General features: G+C 38.7%; 16 protein-coding genes. 13 read left to right on the top strand and 3 right to left on the bottom strand.

Features of this window, described 5'->3' with window-relative positions; genetic code table 11:
- Positions 1-75: 75 nt before the first annotated feature.
- Positions 76-1,080 carry a 4-hydroxybenzoate octaprenyltransferase gene (ubiA, locus tag NNJ73_RS00620; protein WP_254492254.1) on the top strand — a complete coding sequence of 335 codons (1,005 nt, stop codon included), beginning with the start codon at positions 76-78 and terminating at the stop codon, positions 1,078-1,080.
- A 543-nt stretch (positions 1,081-1,623) separates the two neighbouring features.
- On the opposite strand, the gene pdxH is transcribed toward ubiA, so the two are convergent.
- Positions 1,624-2,247, bottom strand: a complete 624-nt coding sequence (gene pdxH / locus NNJ73_RS00615; protein ID WP_254492253.1) for a pyridoxamine 5'-phosphate oxidase — start codon at positions 2,245-2,247, stop codon at positions 1,624-1,626.
- A 330-nt stretch (positions 2,248-2,577) separates the two neighbouring features.
- On the opposite strand from pdxH, the gene NNJ73_RS00610 reads away from it, so the two are divergent.
- The 8 genes from NNJ73_RS00610 to NNJ73_RS00575 all read left to right on the top strand — a co-directional run bounded on the left by NNJ73_RS00610 (position 2,578) and on the right by NNJ73_RS00575 (position 11,206).
- Positions 2,578-3,480: a DnaJ C-terminal domain-containing protein gene (locus tag NNJ73_RS00610; RefSeq protein WP_254492252.1), complete on the top strand. Its 903-nt coding sequence runs from the start codon at positions 2,578-2,580 to the stop codon at positions 3,478-3,480.
- A 127-nt stretch (positions 3,481-3,607) separates the two neighbouring features.
- On the top strand, positions 3,608-4,426 hold the full coding sequence (fabI, locus tag NNJ73_RS00605; protein ID WP_254492251.1) for an enoyl-ACP reductase FabI: 819 nt from the start codon (positions 3,608-3,610) through the stop codon (positions 4,424-4,426).
- A gap of 147 nt (positions 4,427-4,573) precedes the next feature.
- Positions 4,574-5,662: a chorismate synthase gene (aroC, locus tag NNJ73_RS00600; RefSeq protein WP_254492250.1), complete on the top strand. Its 1,089-nt coding sequence runs from the start codon at positions 4,574-4,576 to the stop codon at positions 5,660-5,662.
- A gap of 15 nt (positions 5,663-5,677) precedes the next feature.
- Entirely contained in the window at positions 5,678-6,781 is a 1,104-nt protein-coding gene (ribB, locus tag NNJ73_RS00595; protein WP_254492249.1) for a 3,4-dihydroxy-2-butanone-4-phosphate synthase, read from the top strand.
- 7 nt (positions 6,782-6,788) lie between these two features.
- Positions 6,789-7,043 (top strand): exodeoxyribonuclease VII small subunit, encoded by a 255-nt coding sequence (locus NNJ73_RS00590; RefSeq protein ID WP_254492248.1) that lies wholly within the window; start codon positions 6,789-6,791, stop codon positions 7,041-7,043.
- Between the two features lie 245 nt (positions 7,044-7,288).
- A complete protein-coding gene (gene dxs, locus NNJ73_RS00585; RefSeq protein ID WP_254492247.1) occupies positions 7,289-9,196 on the top strand; it encodes a 1-deoxy-D-xylulose-5-phosphate synthase in 1,908 nt (635 codons plus the stop codon).
- A 16-nt stretch (positions 9,197-9,212) separates the two neighbouring features.
- A complete protein-coding gene (locus NNJ73_RS00580) occupies positions 9,213-9,956 on the top strand; it encodes a TlyA family RNA methyltransferase (RefSeq protein ID WP_254492246.1) in 744 nt (247 codons plus the stop codon).
- Entirely contained in the window at positions 9,953-11,206 is a 1,254-nt protein-coding gene (locus tag NNJ73_RS00575; protein ID WP_254492245.1) for a class I SAM-dependent RNA methyltransferase, read from the top strand. The genes NNJ73_RS00580 and NNJ73_RS00575 overlap by 4 nt, the downstream gene beginning before the upstream one ends.
- Positions 11,207-11,757: 551 nt before the next feature.
- On the opposite strand, the gene tldD is transcribed toward NNJ73_RS00575, so the two are convergent.
- Positions 11,758-13,179: a metalloprotease TldD gene (gene tldD / locus NNJ73_RS00570; protein ID WP_254492244.1), complete on the bottom strand. Its 1,422-nt coding sequence runs from the start codon at positions 13,177-13,179 to the stop codon at positions 11,758-11,760.
- Between the two features lie 110 nt (positions 13,180-13,289).
- Positions 13,290-13,865, bottom strand: coding sequence for an invasion associated locus B family protein (locus NNJ73_RS00565; protein WP_254492243.1), 576 nt, complete (start codon positions 13,863-13,865; stop codon positions 13,290-13,292).
- Positions 13,866-14,267: 402 nt separating this feature from the next.
- On the opposite strand from NNJ73_RS00565, the gene cyoE reads away from it, so the two are divergent.
- The 4 genes from cyoE to rnhA all read left to right on the top strand — a co-directional run bounded on the left by cyoE (position 14,268) and on the right by rnhA (position 17,871).
- A complete protein-coding gene (gene cyoE, locus NNJ73_RS00560) occupies positions 14,268-15,203 on the top strand; it encodes a heme o synthase (RefSeq protein WP_254492242.1) in 936 nt (311 codons plus the stop codon).
- Between the two features lie 180 nt (positions 15,204-15,383).
- Entirely contained in the window at positions 15,384-16,439 is a 1,056-nt protein-coding gene (ispH, locus tag NNJ73_RS00555) for a 4-hydroxy-3-methylbut-2-enyl diphosphate reductase (protein ID WP_254492241.1), read from the top strand.
- Positions 16,439-17,398 carry a homoserine kinase gene (locus NNJ73_RS00550; protein ID WP_254492240.1) on the top strand — a complete coding sequence of 320 codons (960 nt, stop codon included), beginning with the start codon at positions 16,439-16,441 and terminating at the stop codon, positions 17,396-17,398. Before ispH ends, NNJ73_RS00550 begins: the two co-directional genes overlap by 1 nt.
- A gap of 5 nt (positions 17,399-17,403) precedes the next feature.
- Complete coding sequence (rnhA, locus tag NNJ73_RS00545; protein ID WP_254492239.1) at positions 17,404-17,871, top strand: ribonuclease HI; 468 nt, start codon at positions 17,404-17,406, stop codon at positions 17,869-17,871.
- The last annotated feature ends 27 nt before the right edge of the window (positions 17,872-17,898 follow it).

The raw sequence follows: 17,898 nt of genomic DNA, 5'->3' as shown, positions 1-17,898 counted from the left end.
TAAAAGATGATTAATCTCATCCTCTTCTCATAAGAATGAAATGTCTCTATCGCAAGACTAAAGGTAAATCATTTGATGAAAAAAAATAAAAATATTCCTCATGTTCAGTCCTATGATAGCCAAGGACGGGTTATGGATGCATCTTCCAAACAATGGGTTTATAATTTTCTTCCCTGTTCTTTATGGTTTTATGCGCAATTGGCGCGTTGGGATCGGCCGATCGGATGGCAATTGTTGATGTGGCCTTGTTTTTGGTCAACAACAATGGCTTTTCTCTCTTATGACATGCGTTATGAGCCTCTTTTACCAATGCTTCTTCATTGGATTTGGTACCTTTTTCTTTTTTTTCTAGGATCCATCGCTATGCGAGGGGCAGGATGTACTTGGAATGATCTTATTGACCATAAAATTGATTCTCAGGTCGAGAGAACACGTTCTCGCCCATTACCGACAGGTCATGTGAGTCGGTTTCAAGCAAAAGTTTTTATACTTGTGCAATGTTTGGTTGGTTTAGGTGTTTTATCACAATTTAATAGGTTTAGTTTTTTTCTGGGCATTTCGTCTTTAATAGCTGTTGCATTGTATCCTTTTATGAAACGCGTAACCTATTGGCCACAGTTTTTTTTAGGTGTTGCATTTAATTGGGGAGCACTAATGGGGTGGGCCGTTGTGTTTGGAAGTTTAAGCTGGGCACCAATTTTACTTTATGTGGGATCAATCTTGTGGACCATAGGATACGATACCATCTACGCACATCAAGATAAAGAGGATGACGCTACTGTGGGGATCGGTTCTACGGCGCTTCTCTTTGGCAAAGGAACTAAGCGTGCTTTAGTCTTTTTGTATGGTGGTTTTGTCGTATTCGTGAGTTTAGCATTTTATTTGGCTAAAGTCCCTCTATTGAGTTTTTTGGGAATTTTTTTAGCAAGCATCCATATGTTGATTCAAATTAAAGTCATTGATATCGATGACAGTGCACAATGTCTTAAGCTTTTCAAATCTAATTCGCTTATTGGTTTTGTAATTTTTACTGGTTTAGTCTATGGTGGTTTATGGATGATATTTCGTCCTGCAGTTTAACAACACGTTAGATAAAATCATATGTTCTGTGATGATGGGAAGAGGAATGAAAATTCAAAGATACTTTCATTGATTTTAAAGTTTATAATTCTTTTGAATTTGTCAAAGTTTGTTTGTATTTTATAACGAGTTTTGTTCGAGATCTTTCTGGTTCGAAATAACGAGTCCGTCAAGTTTTATTGAAATAAAAATAGACTTGTAAGAGGAATGAACAACTTTTTTAATTATAAAGTGCACTTTCTGTTTATTCATCAGAATCAAAATATATATGATGATTGTATTATTTAGACTTCCTTTGAATATCACTGTTTCTCTTACCAGAAGTTCAAAAGTAAAATCATTGTTTTGGTGAATGCAGTATTTTTTCTTCAATAAGCTTGTCGCTAATCTAGCGTCAAGCGATGAAGAATATTATCAACCAACGTTTATAGAAAAATAAAATTCTTCTTGAAATGAAATAAATCACCTCTTTTTAGAATTTAGCAAATAGAAAGTCATCATTTAACTGTGAAAAAAAACTTTGTAACGATGAAGCTTGAAGGATTAAGGGTAAAGTTTTTGTTTTTTCCAATTGTTGTTTTCAACACAATCGCGTGTAAAAAGCAAACGATCATGTAAACGAAATGGGCGATCACACCAGAACTCTATAGAAAGGGGTTTAACACGAAACCCAGACCAATAAGGTGGTCGTGGAATATTGCCTAGAGCATAACGTGCAGTATATTGAGCAATGGCTCTTTCGAGCACAAAACGATTTTCTAATGGTTGAGATTGTTTTGATGCCCATGCACCAATTCGACTCCCACGGGGGCGCGATTGGAAATAAGCATCGGCTTCTTGCTGAGTTACTTTTTCAACAATGCCTCTTATTCTGACCTGACGACGAAGCGATTTCCAATGAAACCCTAAGGATGCTTTCATTGATTTTAAAATTTCTTTTCCCTTTTGGCTTTCATAATTGGTATAGAAGATGAAGCCTTGAGGACTATAGTCTTTGAGGAGAACCATTCGAACATTAGGGAGACCTGTTTCGTCAACTGTCGCGAGTGCCATAGCATTTGGATCATTTATTTCGCTTATCGTTGCCTCTTCAAGCCACTTTGCAAAAAGTTCAAAAGGTTTTTGCATGTGCATAAAATGATCGTCTATTGGTATTTTATCGCTCATAGTATCTCCAAATGTTAGTGAGCATGGATATTTTTTCATTTACTTTTTCATCAAGAAGTAAAGTACCATTTTTTCTTATTTTCAAAAAGCCAATGCTTTCATATATTTTTAACAAGTATTTTTATGGTGGTTTCGTTATTTTTATCTTTAGCATAGACAACAATGAGCTATATTAAATAAATATCTCATTTTATCTGGTATTTTACTTTCTTGATAGACATATAAAGAAAAGGAGAAATTATTCTCTAGAATAGACAGATGAAGCTATGAGGAATATTGAGCAACATATCCGTGATATTTTGAAAACGAAAAAATTGAAAAGAGGGCAATATGCGTGATCCCTACACGATTCTAGGTGTGGCACGTACCGCAAAACCGCAAGAGATTAAATCGGCATTTAGAAGATTAGCAAAGAAGTATCATCCAGACCACAATAAAGATGATGCAAAGGCTAAAGAAAAGTTTGCTGAAATTAATCAAGCTTATGAGATTATAGGTGATAAAGATAAAAAGGCACAATTTGACCGCGGTGAAATTGATATGGAAGGCAAACCACTTTATCAAGCCTATGGTGCTGGTGAAAATTTTAGCAATAAACAAAATCCTTTTTCAGGAAGAGCAAAAGGATTTGACTTTTCCTCTTCAGGGGGGGTGGGTTTTGATGCGAGTGATATTTTTCGCGATCTGTTTGGAGGAGCTGGTAGCTTCTCGAATTCCACACACTATAATCGCCCTCAACAAGGAGCCCATATTCGCGCTAATCTTACCATAACATTAGAGCAGATGCTTGGTGCAGAAAAAGTGGAAGCTGTTTTTCCTCATGGAAAAAAGTTAAAAATTAAACTTCCAGATTATATTGAAGATGGGCAAACTATTCGTTTAAAAGGTCAGGGAGAAGAGGTTCCTCATGGTCAAGCAGGAGATGCGTTGATAACCATTCAAATTCAAAAACATCCTCGTTTTCGGGTTGATGGAAGGACGCTCCATCTTGATTTACCCGTTTCTCTTAAACATGCTGTTTTGGGAGCAAAAGAAGAAGTTGAGACATTGGAAGGACGTGTGGTCTTAACGATACCTGCTTGGTCAAGTTCTGATCGCGTTTTGCGGTTGAAAGGAAAAGGGCTTCGTTTGAAAAATGGTACAAGAGATGATCTTTATGTGCATGTTCGTGTTATGTTGCCGGAAGGTGGAAATGCTGCGCTAGAACAGTTTTTGCAAACGCAAAAGGATTAATTTTAAAAATTTTTATATATACAGTGTAGTTTTTGTTTGATTTTAAACCAATTACTTGAAGAAAAAGTTGACCTGTGTCATAGGCAGATAAATAATATTAATTTTAAGTAACAATGGGGCAGTGCTGATGGCTAAGGGTAATGGTTTATTGTATGGTAAGCGTGGTTTAATCTTGGGGTTGGCTAATAATCGCTCCATCGCTTGGGGAATTGCTAAAGCAGCAAGTGCTGCAGGAGCAGAGCTTGCTTTCACCTATCAGGGTGAAGCAATGAAAAAGCGTGTTGAGCCTTTGGCTGAAGAATTAAAGGGGTTTGTTTGTGGACATTGTGATGTTTCTGATAGTGCCTCTATTGATGAGGCCTTTAGAGCTGTAGAGAAGAAATGGGGCAGACTTGATTTTTTAGTTCATGCTATTGGTTTTTCTGATAAAGATGAATTAAGTGGTCGTTATATTGATATCAGCGAATCAAATTTTATGATGACCATGAATATTTCTGTTTATTCGCTAACAGCTCTAGCAAAACGTGCAGAAAAGTTAATGCGAGACGGTGGTTCAATTTTAACATTAACCTATTATGGGGCGGAAAAGGTTGTTCCCAATTATAATGTCATGGGGGTTGCCAAAGCTGCTCTTGAAGCGAGCGTGAAATATTTAGCAGTAGACTTAGGTCCCCAAAGTATTCGTGTTAATGCGATATCTGCTGGACCCATTAAAACGTTAGCGGCTTCAGGTATTGGTGATTTCCGTTATATTCTAAAATGGAATGAATATAATGCGCCCTTACGTCGTACGGTATCCATTGAAGAGGTGGGTGATTCTGCCCTTTATTTTCTTTCGGATTTGTCTCGTTCTGTTACCGGTGAAGTTCATCATGTCGATTCAGGTTATAATATCATCGGTATGAAAGCCGTTGATGCTCCAGATATTTCTGTCGTAAAAGAATAAGTTTGGTTTATAGGATTTATATTGGACAGCGATGATTTGAGCAAATTTAAAGTAGCCAAGAATATTTGGGAATAAAGAGCTGTTTTGTATATAGTTCAACATGCGTTGTCATTGCATATATTTTGACAGAGAAACGGATCTTTTTTGATGTCGCATAATACATTTGGTCATTTGTTTCGTGTAACAACATGGGGTGAAAGTCATGGTGCTGCTCTTGGTTGTGTCATTGATGGTTGTCCTCCCGGAATTATTTTTACGCGTGCAGAAATTCAAGCTTATCTCGATAAGCGTAGACCTGGGCAATCCTTATATACAACACAGCGTCGAGAACAAGATCAAGTAGAAATCCTTTCAGGAGCAATTGCTCAGGAAGACGGGGTAACATTCGTTACAACAGGCACACCAATTTCTCTATTGATTCGAAATACAGATCAACGCTCTCAAGATTATGGAGAAATTGCTCATCAATATCGTCCTGGTCATGCAGATTATACTTATGATGTTAAATATGGCATTCGCGATTTTCGAGGGGGAGGGCGTGCTTCAGCACGCGAAACAGCAGCGCGTGTTGCGGCTGGTGCATTTGCCCGTAAAGTTGTTCCTGGTTTGGTTGTACGAGGAGCCGTGATAGCCATTGGTTCCCATAAGATTAATCGTGATCGTTGGGATTGGTCGGAGGTTGAAAATAATCCTTTTTTTACAGCTGATGCAGAGATGGTTCAAATTTTTAGTGATTATATCCGTAAAATTCGTAAAGAGGGTACATCTGTTGGTGCGGTTATTGAGATCGTTGCAGAAAATGTTCCGGCAGGTTTAGGAGCTCCTATTTACGCAAAACTTGATCAAGACATTGCATCATACCTTATGTCAATTAATGCGGTAAAAGGGGTTGAAATTGGTGATGGTTTTGCGGCAGCCTGTTTGAGGGGAGAAGAAAATGCCGATGAAATGCGGATGGGAAATAACGGAAAACCACTTTTTTTATCCAATCATGCTGGTGGTATTTTAGGGGGAATATCGAGTGGACAGCCAATTGTTGCACGTTTTGCTGTGAAACCTACGTCATCCATTTTAACGCCTCGTCGTTCCATTGATGTTGATGGTCATGAAGTAGATGTTATAACAAAGGGGCGTCATGATCCATGTGTTGGAATTCGAGCTGTTCCTGTTGGTGAAGCGATGGTTGCTTGTGCACTTGCTGACCATTATTTAAGACATCGCGGTCAAGTTGGGTGATTGAGAAGGTGAATAATGGCGTATAATGAAGAAAAAATTATTTCTGCGCTTAAAGCTTTTGAATGCGGTGAAATTGTTGTGGTGACAGATGATAATGACCGTGAAAATGAAGGTGATTTAACGGTTGCTGCAGCTCATTGTACAGAAGAAAAGATGGCATTTATTCTTCGTCACACAACGGGTATTGTGTGTACACCTATGCCCAAAAAAGAAGCACAACGATTTAATCTTGCTCCTATGGTACAAGATAATAACTCTGCACACGGAACGCAATTTACGGTTACTGTTGATTTTAAACACGGCATAACAACAGGGATTTCAGCGCATGACCGTACATTAGCGGTGCGTAATCTTGCAAATTCGAATACAAGTGCGGATGATTTTGTTCGTCCAGGGCATGTTTTCCCTCTGATTGCGCATGAAGGGGGGGTTCTCATGCGTTCAGGTCACACGGAAGCCGCTGTTGATTTATGTAAATTAGTTGGTTTACCACCGGTTGGTGTTATTGGTGAGTTAGTCAATGATGATGGAAGTGTTAAACATGGCGATCAGATCACAAAATTTGCACAAAAACATCGGTTGCATATCATAACGGTTGCAGATTTAATTGCTTACCGCCAGCGTAAAGAAATATTGATCAAGCGTGTTGGAGAAATGCCGATTGAAACACCTGTAGGACCTGCTATTATTCAAAGTTATCAACTTCCTTGGGAAGCTGTTCAGCATAGTGCGATTATTTTTGGTGATATCCGTGAGGGTGAAAGTATTCCTGTACATTTACATCATGAAAACATTATAAATGACATTTTTTGTCAATCTTCAGATATCATGGTGATAATGCGGCGTATGATGGAAAAAGAAAAACGTGGCGTATTTATTTATTTGCGTGAAGGATCTATTATACAATCAACGATTGGCATTCAAAATGTGGCAAGAGACGGTTCAGAAAACCATGTGCAGGCGATTGAACGCGAAGAAGAATGGCGCAAAATTGGTTTAGGATCGCAAATTTTAAAATATTTAGGAATAGGCTCTGTTATTGTTTATGCTTCTAAAGAGCACCATTATCTAGGTTTAGAAGATTTTGGAATTCGTATATCTAGGACAGATATTTTTTGAGGATCATATGAAAAAAGAGATACAAGAGGGGGATATTACAGCCTTAAGCTTTGAGCAAGCGCTTAAGCAACTTGAAACTATTGTTGAAAATTTGGAACGTGGCGATGTGCCTTTGGAACAATCCATTGATATTTATGAACGTGGTGAAGCGCTGAAAAAACATTGTGAAAAACTCTTGAAGGTTGCTGAAGCCAAAGTTGAAAAAATTCAGCTTTCACAGACAGGTTCTCCAGAAGGCGTAGAGCCGCTTGACACTCAATAATATTAAATATTTGGGGATATTTATTGTGGGGCTTAAGAAATGCAATAATCTTCGTTGATAGAGAGTAAATTTTATTGATTTCTTTTTTATAAAATAAGTTAAAAATAGGAAAGATCATCAATCATCTCAAAGAGAGAAGAGTATTTTTTCAGTAAAAAAGATGTAAAACGCTCAATAAAAGAGTAGAAAAGATATATTTTTATTGTTGCTTTCTCTTGAGTTAAGATAAATAGGAAGGATTTTTTTTGTCTCAGGTCTTAACACCATTGCTTGACCGTGTTATTTTTCCGAAAGATTTGCGGGCATTACCTGAGTCTGATCTGGTACAGTTGGCTGATGAGTTGCGAGCTGAAACAATTGATGCGGTTTCTGTAACAGGTGGCCATCTTGGGGCGGGACTTGGTGTTGTTGAGCTTACGGTTGCGTTACATTATATTTTTAATACACCAGAGGATAGGATTATTTGGGATGTTGGTCATCAAACCTATCCGCACAAAATTTTAACGGGGCGTAGAGAAAAAATTCGCACATTACGTCAAGAGGGGGGGCTATCAGGTTTCACAAAACGTTCAGAAAGCGTGTATGATCCATTTGGAGCGGGGCATTCATCGACTTCTATTTCGGCGGGGCTTGGCATGGCGGTGGCAAGTGCTTTGAAAGCAGAGACAAGACGCAATATCATTGCTGTTATTGGTGATGGTGCAATGTCTGCAGGCATGGCTTATGAAGCAATGAATAACGCTGGTGCTTTGGATGCACGCTTGATTGTTGTTCTAAATGATAACGATATGTCTATCGCACCGCCTACAGGTGCTATGAGTGGGCATCTTGCACGATTAGTCTCTCGTCCTTCTTATCGTCATTTGCGTGAACGCGTAAAGATGTTGAGTGAAAAATTGCCAAAGTTTTTTTTGGATAAGGCACGTCGTTCAGAGGAATTTGCGCGTGGACTTTTGGTTGGAGGAACGTTATTTGATGAGCTTGGCTTTTATTATGTTGGCCCCATAGATGGGCATAATTTGGGGCATTTATTGCCTGTTTTAAAAAATGTTCGCCAATACCCTCATGGTCCTGTTTTGGTGCATGTTGTAACGCATAAGGGAAAGGGATATCCACCTGCAGAAGCTTCATCTGATAAATATCATGGTGTTAATCGTTTTGATGTCACGACAGGAAGACAGGTTAAAGCACCCAGTAATATTCTACCCTATACCAAGGTATTTTCTAAAGCTTTAATAGAAGAAGCTTGTCATGATGATAAGATTGTTGGCATAACGGCAGCGATGCCAACAGGGACAGGTCTTGATACTTTCGCAGAAAAGTTTCCTAAAAAGATGTTTGATGTTGGGATTGCTGAGCAACATGCCGTAACTTTTGCAGCAGGACTTGCTTGTGAAGGGTATAAACCTTTTGTTGCAATTTATTCTACTTTTTTACAGCGTGCTTATGATCAAATTATTCATGATGTATCAATTCAAAAATTACCGGTACGTTTTGCTATTGATAGAGCAGGTTTTGTGGGGGCAGATGGTGCAACGCACGCTGGTAGTTTTGATATTGTTTTTTTGTCCACGCTTCCTGAGTTTGTTGTTATGGCGCCTTCAGATGAACTTGAACTGATGCATATGGTGCGTACAGCTGCAGCTTATGATCAGGGTCCCATTTCTTTTCGTTATCCACGTGGTGAAGGTATTGGTATAGATTTACCGCAACGTGGTGAGATATTAGAGATTGGAAAAGGACGTGTTCTGCGTGAAGGAGATAGGATTGCTCTGGTTTGTTTTGGAACACGGATGTCAGAAGTATTGCGAGCTGCTGATATGTTGGGAGCCAAAGGGCTATCGACGACGGTTGCAGATGCACGATTTGCAAAACCTTTGGATAAAGATTTGATGCGTCGTTTAGCCCGTGAGCATGAAGTATTGGTGACCATTGAAGAAGGTGCAATCGGTGGATTTGGAGCACATTTATTACAATTTTTAGCACAAGAAGGGCTCTTAGAGCATGGCTTGAAAGTTCGTACACTCAAATTTCCTGATGAATATTTGAATCATGGTTCACCAGAAAAAGTTCTCTCAACGATTGGGCTTGGTGCTATGGGGATTGTCAACACGGTGTTGACGGCTTTGGGGCGCGAGATTCGAATGGAATAGAAAATTCGAGTATGAGATGGCTTCCAAAAAAAGGCTTGATATTCTTTTAGTTGAAAAAAACTTTTTTACGACACGTTCCCGCGCACGTGATGCTATTATGCGCCAAACTGTTAAAGTTAATGGTGAAATTGTTTTTAAAGCGGGGCAAACCTTTTTTGACAATGCAGAGATTTTCGTTTGTGATCCAGCGCAGAATTATGTTTCACGGGCAGCATTAAAATTGATTGCTGCACTTGATGCATTTTCGATTATAACGGATAAAGTAACGGCCATTGATGTTGGTGCATCAACAGGTGGTTTTACACAAGTTCTCTTAGAACGTGGAGCAGCACATGTCATTGCTGTTGAGGTTGGGCATCATCAATTTGATAAACGTTTATTGGGCAACAGTGCTATAACCTTATTAGAAGGCTTAAATGTTAGAGACCTTCAACAGGAACATTTAGGGGGGCGGAAAATTGATCTTATTGTTTCAGATGTTAGTTTTATTTCTCTCAAACTTGCATTGCCTCCCGTTTTGTCTTTAGCTAAAAAGGGAGCCCAAGCCGTTTTACTGGTAAAGCCTCAGTTTGAGGTTGGTCGTAAGCACCTTGGTAAGAGAGGAATATTAGATCCATCAAGGGCTAAAGAAACCGCTGAAGAGCTTTTTGTCTGGTTAAATACTCAAACAGGGTGGCGTGCAAAAGATTTACTCCCCTCCCCCATTACAGGGGGTGATGGCAATGTGGAATATTTACTATTTGGAGAAAAGCAACCGTGAGTGACAATGTCATAATCGAGCATATCGGAGCAAATGGTTATGGTGTTGCTAAGATACTGTACGGCTCTGTTTATGTTCCTTTTACTTTGCCAGGAGAGTGTGCAGAAATTACTGTTCATGGAAAATATGCGACATATAGAGCATTAAAAGAAAAATCACCAGAACGCGTTGATGCTCTTTGCCAGCATTTTGGAGAATGTGGAGGTTGTACTCTTCAACATTGGCGTGCTGATGCTTATCGCGTATGGAAACAACAATTGGTTGTTGATGCGCTTAAAAACTATGGAATTAAGAGCGTTGTTGCGCCTTTAATAGAATGTAAACCCTATAGCCGACGGCGGATAACTCTAACAGCATTCATGACTCCACAGGGCCAAAAAGTTGGTTTTAATCGTTATCTTTCTCATGAGATCGTGGCTATTGAGGAATGTCCGGTAAGCTGCCCAGAGCTCATTTCTCAGTTGTGTAATATCAGAGAGCTCTGTGCTTTTCTAAGCAGCTCTGTCAAACGGTTTCATGTTACGATTACCCACGTTGAAAATGGCTTAGATGTTTCTTTAAGCGGTTGCATTATACACCATGAATCACTTCGCCAGAAAATGATTAGTGCAGCTCTTTCCTATGGGATTATACGCTTATCTGTTGACGGTGAAATTTGGATTGAGCGAGAAAAACCTGTGATTTACTTTGGAGATGTCCGTGTTGAATTTCCTTCTGGTGGTTTTCTTCAAGCAACCTGTGAAGCTGAAAATATAATGGGCAATATTATTTTGGCTCATTTAAAAAGAACAAAGAATGCTCTTGATTTATTTTCAGGGGTAGGAACATTTACCTTGCGTATGGCAAAAAAGATGAATGTTCATGCAATAGAAAATAATGAGACAGCATTAGAAAATTTAGTTTCAGCAGCCCGTTTTGCGACGGGTTTAAAAACAGTTACTTGTGAAAGACGCGATCTTTTCCGCTATCCACTTTCTGTAAAGGAACTTGAGTGTTTTGAGAGTGTTGTTTTTGATCCTCCGCGTGCGGGTGCAGAGGAACAAGTCCGTGAATTGGCGAAGGCAACAATACCCCGTGTTGTGGCAATTTCATGTAATCCTGCTACATTTGCGCGTGATTTATCTCTTCTTGTTGCTGGGGGGTATGAAGTAGAAAAAATCACACCCATTGATCAATTTTTATGGTCAGCCCATGTTGAAATTGTTGCTGTTTTGAGCAAAAAGAAAAAGAAGAAGGGCTGGAAGCTTTAGCCTGAAATTTTTTTAACGCCATGAAAATTTTAAAAAAAATTTACTTGCGTATTATTACAAAAATCTCTCCAAAATTATCTATAATAATAATCTTTTTCTCATTGAATTAAGAGCATTGAATATAGGAAGCCTTCTTATTTGATTTGAGACTTTTTGATTATGAAATATAAAAGACAATGCTACTGCACACAAAAGACGAACATATTATGAAAAAGGTATGTTTGAGAGGATATCTGAACAAGCCGGCAGCACCGTTATGTTGACTATCTCCCAATGACATGACAGTCTTTGGCATTTGAGACGGTTCATGAGAGGTATGCCTTTCTTGTATAGTTTTACTCCACACGGATCTTGTAGTATACAAATCAATGTTTTTTATTGATTCAATATACATAGATTTAAAATAAGAGAATCCTACGATATAAAGGTTCTCATTCAAGTTGAGTGACGTTGGATTATCTTTAAAATCAATTTGCATACAAAAAATATCCCCCCTCATAAACTGTTTGAATAGACGGGAAGGGGGCAATATTGGGCAGAAATGAGCAAATTTATTCTTTAAGCGCAGTTCCACCGATCGTCATATTATTGATTCGCAAATGAGGCTGTCCAACACCAACAGGAACATTTTGTCCTGCTTTTCCGCACATGCCAATACCATTATCCAGTTTACTATCATTTCCAATCATAGTGATACGTTTCATAGCATCTGGTCCATTTCCAATAAGAGTTGCACCTTTGATGGGGGCAGCAATTTTACCATTTTCTACTCGGTATGCTTCAGTACATTCAAAGACGAATTTGCCAGAAGTAATATCCACTTGTCCTCCCCCAAATGAAACAGCATAGATACCACTTTTAAGGGAAGAAATGATTTCTTCAGGTGTTTTATCGCCTCCTAGCATGATTGTATTGGTCATTCGTGGCATTGGGGCATAAGCATAGGATTCGCGCCGTCCATTTCCAGTTGATTTACTCCCCATAAGTCGTGCATTAAGCCTATCTTGCATAAAACCAACGAGTTTTCCATCTTCAATGAGAACGTTATATCCTGAAGGGGTCCCCTCATCATCAATAGTTAGAGAGCCTCGGCAATGAGGAATTGTTCCATCATCAACAACTGTTACTCCTTTTGCGGCAACTTGTTGTCCTAAAAGTCCAGCAAAAGCAGATGTTTTTTTGCGGTTAAAGTCACCTTCTAAACCATGACCTACGGCTTCATGGAGCATAACGCCAGGCCATCCATTGGCTAAGACAACATCAAATGTTCCAGCAGGTGCTGCTTCTGCTTCTAAATTTATTAAAGCCATACGTAAGGCTTCATCTGCGGCTTGTTTCCAATTGTCTTCACGAATAAATTGTTCAAATGCTTGTCGCCCCCCACATCCATAAAAACCATTTTCACGTCGATTCCCTTCAGCCGCAACCACAGATATAGAAAGCCGTACAAGAGGACGCACATCACGAACCAGATACCCATCCGCCCGTAAAATTTCAACATGTTGTAGTGAACCAGAAAGAGCAACAGTTACTTGATGCAATTTATCATTTTTTGCTCGTAAATAAGCATCAATTTTTTGCAAAAGAGCACTTTTTTCTTCAAATGACGGAGCATCAAGGGGATTATGCGGTTGATAAAGTCTTTTATTTGTTTGTTGAGGGGCTATGCTATAAGGTCCAGCATGATTATTATAGGTAACAGCTTTAGCTGCTTCACAAGCACGTTTGAGTGCAGCAGCTGATAATTCACTCGAATGTGCATATCCAGTCGCTTCTCCAGCAACAACACGCAGACCAAACCCCATATCTTGATGAAAAGAACCGTTTTTAAGTTGTCCATTATCAAATAAAAGAGTTTCGCTTTCTTTATACTCGAGGTAAAGCTCGCCATCATCCGCATGCTGAAGTGCTTCCTGTACAAGTGATTGTACTTTAGAGGAAGCAATATCAAAATGATCAATCAGCGATTTCATAAGAATTATCCTATTTTTATTGGGGACTTAGAAGATTTTTATTGATCTAATTTAAGACGTTCTCAAAATAGATGAGGAGATTTTAATCATCCCATGGGCGTTTATTTCATTCATGTAGGTAAAGTCGCATAGGCATCGCCAAGACCATGTAGGTCAACGAGACCTCCAATTCCTTGCTCAGGGGTTGTAAAGATAAAATAGGTTGCCACTTTTCCTTTTAAAAAGAGTTGTAATATATCGTCTTTAAGAAAAGCTTCAGCAACACAATTATCACCAAGACAACGACGATATTCCATTCGGCCCATATTTTTACCGTCAATTTTAATTCCAACGCCAGGACGTAATTCAACGCGAATCGGAACAAAAACACGCATTAAAGCCCCTTGCTTTTGAGGAAGTTTATAAAACGTAACGCGCAAGGTAATATCATGACGACCTTGTGTATGGACGTTTTGTACAACTTCACACTGCATATTAGGTGTCCCTGGTGGGAGAGTACAAACCTTTGTCCATGCACCATAGGTTTGCGGAGCAGGGACATTTTGCGCATAGGGTGTTTGTGCAAAAGCATGATTGATAAAACCATTATAAAGTGTGTAAAGAACAGCACCAATAAAAAAAGCTTTTTTGAGTAATTTATAAAGTATCACAGAAAATCCTATCCGACTCAACACACACACAACCATGCATAGATTTGTATAAAAAATGAATTCCCCACATAAAACCTATAACACAAAACCAATATTTACCAAATATAGTCACCTCTATGCAAGAAATAAAGGAAAATGAAAAGAAAGAGCATTTTATAGGAGATAAATTTTCAGCATGGCTTTATGATGTTTGGTAGGATACATTTTTATGATAAATTTGTAATAGTAAGAGAAAATGTTGATTGAAAAAATGTATTTTTGTTGCAAATATCTCTATCTATTTTTAGGGGATGTGTACAAGAAGGGTATGCCATATTTTCTTTTCTCAAAAATACAATTGGTCTTAATGGGGCATTCTCATACGCTAGATAGTAAGATAGTATTTGCTAAATAATATTTGTTTGTGAATGACGGAAATGAAAAAGGATTTTGAGTGGAATGTCTGTTTCAGGAGAGTTATCGGTTGCGAATGGTAAATCAATACCACCAAAGTCCAGTATCGGTGATTATATCACATTATTAAAGCCACGTGTTATGTCACTTGTGGTTTTTACAGCGCTGGTTGGTTTAATGGTATCTCCTGTCCCCATCAATCCGTGGTATGGTTTTTTAGCAATTTTATGTATTGCTGCTGGTGGCGGTGGTGCGGGAGCACTGAATATGTGGTATGATGCTGACATTGATGCCGTGATGGAACGGACCAAAAAGCGCCCCATTCCTATGGGTAAAATCAGCTCCCAAAAGGCATTTATTTTTGGCATGGCTCTGTCTCTGCTTTCGGTATTGGTTATGGGGAGCTTCATTAATTGGTTTGCGGCACTTTTTCTTGCTTTTACAATTTTCTTTTATGTCGTTATCTATACAATTTGGTTAAAGCGTATCACACCACAAAATATTGTTATTGGTGGTGCTTCTGGAGCTTTTCCACCAATGATTGGATGGGCTGTAACAACTGGGACAGTGAGTCTTGATAGTTTTTTATTATTTTTAATCATTTTTATGTGGACCCCCCCTCATTTTTGGGCTCTTTCTCTCTTTTCATCCCTTGATTATGAGGCTGCAGGCATCCCGATGATGCCTAATGTACGAGGTGAATACTCAACAAAAAAGCAAATCTTATTTTATACTATTTTGATGGTACTATGCGCTGCTGCTCCTTGTTTTACTGGGCTTGGTGGAATTTTTTATGGTATCTTTTCGACAATCTTGGGCATTACTTTTATTTATTTTGCCTATCGTTTGTGGAAAGCTGATACCCATGATGAAACTGTTTTGATGGCCAAAAAAACGTTTTTCTTTTCATTACTTTATTTAGCAGTTATCTTTGGAGTTCTTTTGATTGAATCTCTTGTTTGGCATTTTATCAACCTTTAAACAAATAAAATGAAAAAGCAAATTTTAAAAGAGCTTTTCTACAAGAAAATGCTGTAAGAAAACACTATAGAGTGTGTTCATGCGAAAGATGATATTGCACGTTTTTTTTACATTGCTTATTCATGTATAATGATAGGTCGTTTGAATATGAGACTAAAACTATAGGATTAAGGATGATTTATGTCTGGACTTCCCCCTTTAACGATACGTCTTTGTGGTCCGCGTGGATTTTGTGCAGGGGTTGATCGTGCTATCCAGATTGTTCTGCTTGCATTAAAAAAATATAGTGCTCCCGTATATGTTCGTCATGAAATTGTACACAACCGCTACGTGGTTGAGGGATTACAGCAAAGGGGAGCTGTTTTTGTTGAAGAGCTTGATGAGATTCCAGAAGAACATCGCAATCAACCGGTTGTTTTTTCTGCCCATGGTATCCCAAAATCTGTCTCAGAAGAGGCACGACGTTATAATTTGTTTTATCTCGATGCAACGTGTCCATTGGTCTCGAAAGTTCATAAACAAGCGATACGCCATCAACGTCACGGTCGTCATGTTATATTGATTGGTCATGCGGGTCATCCTGAAGTTATAGGGACAATGGGACAACTTGAAGATGGGGCTGTGACGCTTATTGAAACGATAGAAGATGCTTTGCATTATCAACCAGGTGATCCAGATAAATTAGGTTTTGTTACACAAACAACGCTTTCTGTTGAAGATACTGCAGGAATTCTCAATGTATTACAACAACGTTTTCCTACATTAGCAGCCCCAGCGGCTGAGTCAATTTGCTATGCTACAACGAATCGACAAGATGCGGTTAAGGCAGCAGCAAAGGGGAGTGATTTGTTTTTGATTGTTGGAGCGCCAAATTCTTCTAATTCACGACGTTTGGTAGAGGTTGCCGAAAAGTCTGGCGCGCGGCAAGCTATTTTAGTTCAGCGCGCTGATGAAATTAATTTTGAAAACCTAAAAGCTCTTTCTGTTGTTAGTCTTTCGGCAGGGGCTTCGGCACCTGAAATTATTATTGATGAAATTATTTCAGCGTTTCGTGCGCATTATGATGTGACAATAGAATTAGCTGAAACAGTGGTAGAAACAGAAAAATTTTTAGTGAGTCGCGAATTACGTGACGTCATTTTAACGCCTCAAGATATGGCATTTGTGAATGGTCAAACAAATAATGCAAAAAATGAAAATCAGAATACAGACATGTCTACAACGAAAGCAGAATAATGGCCGTTTATACAAATATTCATCCAAATGATTTAAAAGCGTTTTTAACACGTTACGCAATAGGGGCACTTTTGTCTTATCAAGGGATAGAGGAAGGGATTGAAAATTCTAATTTTATGCTAGAGACAACACAAGGGCGGTTTATTTTAACACTTTATGAAAAGCGTATTTCAAAAGATGATTTACCTTTTTTTTGTCGTTTGATGCAGCATTTGAGGCAACGTGGAATTCCTTGTCCACAACCGGTTCTTCAAAATGATGGAACGATGATCGGTAAACTAGCAGGACGCCCTGCTGCTATTATTACCTTTCTGGAAGGAGAATGGATCCGACAGCCTGATATAGGTCATTGTGGCGAAGTCGGTACAGGGTTAGCGCAATTGCATTTAGCAGGACAGGATTTTACATTCAGTCGTAAAAATACGCTTTCTATTATGGACTGGCAGGTATTGTGGCAACGTTGTCAAATCACAGAAAATACATTGTTAAAGGAGTTTGGACAAAAAATTGAGTCGGAATTGGCTTTTTTACAGGAAAATTGGCCGTTCAATTTACCAACAGGCATTATTCATGCAGATCTATTTAATGATAACGTCTTTTTTGTGAATCATCGTCTTTCTGGTATAATAGATTTCTATTTTGCTTGTAATGACTTTTTTTCTTATGATTTAGCGATTTGTTTAAATGCTTGGTGCTTTGAATCTGATCATTCCTATAATCTTAGAAAAGCACGTAAATTATTGGAAAATTATCAAAAAATAAGACCCTTGATCCCTTTAGAATTGGACAAGATTGTTTTATTGACTCGCGGTGCGTCTTTACGTTTTTTACTCACACGTCTTTATGATTGGTTTAATACGCCGCCTGATAGCTTTGTTATTAAGAAAGATCCATGGGAGTATTGGCACAAGCTTTGTTTTTTCAGTAACGTAAATTCGCTAAGTGAATTAGGTTTTTAAATTTTATGGCTCGTCAACAAAAAGTCGTTGAAATTTATACAGATGGTGCTTGCTCAGGAAACCCTGGAGTTGGAGGCTGGGGAGCAGTTTTACGCTGGAATGGTCATGAACGTGAGCTTTATGGCGGTAAGGCTCATACAACGAATAATCAAATGGAACTCATGGCGGCAATTTGTGCATTAAAGGCGCTTAAAGAGTCCTGTTTGGTCGATCTTTATACGGACTCAGTTTATGTGCGTAACGGTATATCTAAATGGATTGAAGGTTGGAAAAAGAATAATTGGCGCACTGCATCCAAAAGTCCTGTGAAAAATATGGAGCTATGGCAAGCTCTTGAGGATGCTTGTTCTTGTCATACAGTCAGATGGCACTGGGTCAAAGGGCATGCGGGACATCCAGAGAATGAACGCGCTGATACCCTTGCTCGTAAAGCAATTGCGCAGTATCGCGAAACTGGACGTTTTCCAACATAATGGCTGTTTGAGAAACTTTTCTCTTTT

The organism is Bartonella sp. B1099, assembly GCF_944801835.1.
In the GTDB taxonomy this organism is placed as follows: domain Bacteria; phylum Pseudomonadota; class Alphaproteobacteria; order Rhizobiales; family Rhizobiaceae; genus Bartonella.
The sequence above is the reverse complement of the archived record's forward strand: the minus strand, read 5'-3'. Positions and strand labels throughout refer to the sequence as shown.

Excerpts from the sequence above, each read along its gene's own strand:
- ubiA (WP_254492254.1), top strand. The coding sequence starts at position 76 with ATGAAAAAAAATAAAAATATTCCTCATGTTCAGTCCTATGATAGCCAA.
- pdxH (WP_254492253.1), bottom strand. The coding sequence starts at position 2,247 with ATGAGCGATAAAATACCAATAGACGATCATTTTATGCACATGCAAAAA.
- NNJ73_RS00610 (WP_254492252.1), top strand. The coding sequence starts at position 2,578 with ATGCGTGATCCCTACACGATTCTAGGTGTGGCACGTACCGCAAAACCG.
- fabI (WP_254492251.1), top strand. The coding sequence starts at position 3,608 with ATGGCTAAGGGTAATGGTTTATTGTATGGTAAGCGTGGTTTAATCTTG.
- aroC (WP_254492250.1), top strand. The coding sequence starts at position 4,574 with ATGTCGCATAATACATTTGGTCATTTGTTTCGTGTAACAACATGGGGT.
- ribB (WP_254492249.1), top strand. The coding sequence starts at position 5,678 with ATGGCGTATAATGAAGAAAAAATTATTTCTGCGCTTAAAGCTTTTGAA.
- NNJ73_RS00590 (WP_254492248.1), top strand. The coding sequence starts at position 6,789 with ATGAAAAAAGAGATACAAGAGGGGGATATTACAGCCTTAAGCTTTGAG.
- NNJ73_RS00580 (WP_254492246.1), top strand. The coding sequence starts at position 9,213 with ATGGCTTCCAAAAAAAGGCTTGATATTCTTTTAGTTGAAAAAAACTTT.
- tldD (WP_254492244.1), bottom strand. The coding sequence starts at position 13,179 with ATGAAATCGCTGATTGATCATTTTGATATTGCTTCCTCTAAAGTACAA.
- NNJ73_RS00565 (WP_254492243.1), bottom strand. The coding sequence starts at position 13,865 with ATGGTTGTGTGTGTGTTGAGTCGGATAGGATTTTCTGTGATACTTTAT.
- cyoE (WP_254492242.1), top strand. The coding sequence starts at position 14,268 with ATGTCTGTTTCAGGAGAGTTATCGGTTGCGAATGGTAAATCAATACCA.
- ispH (WP_254492241.1), top strand. The coding sequence starts at position 15,384 with ATGTCTGGACTTCCCCCTTTAACGATACGTCTTTGTGGTCCGCGTGGA.
- NNJ73_RS00550 (WP_254492240.1), top strand. The coding sequence starts at position 16,439 with ATGGCCGTTTATACAAATATTCATCCAAATGATTTAAAAGCGTTTTTA.
- rnhA (WP_254492239.1), top strand. The coding sequence starts at position 17,404 with ATGGCTCGTCAACAAAAAGTCGTTGAAATTTATACAGATGGTGCTTGC.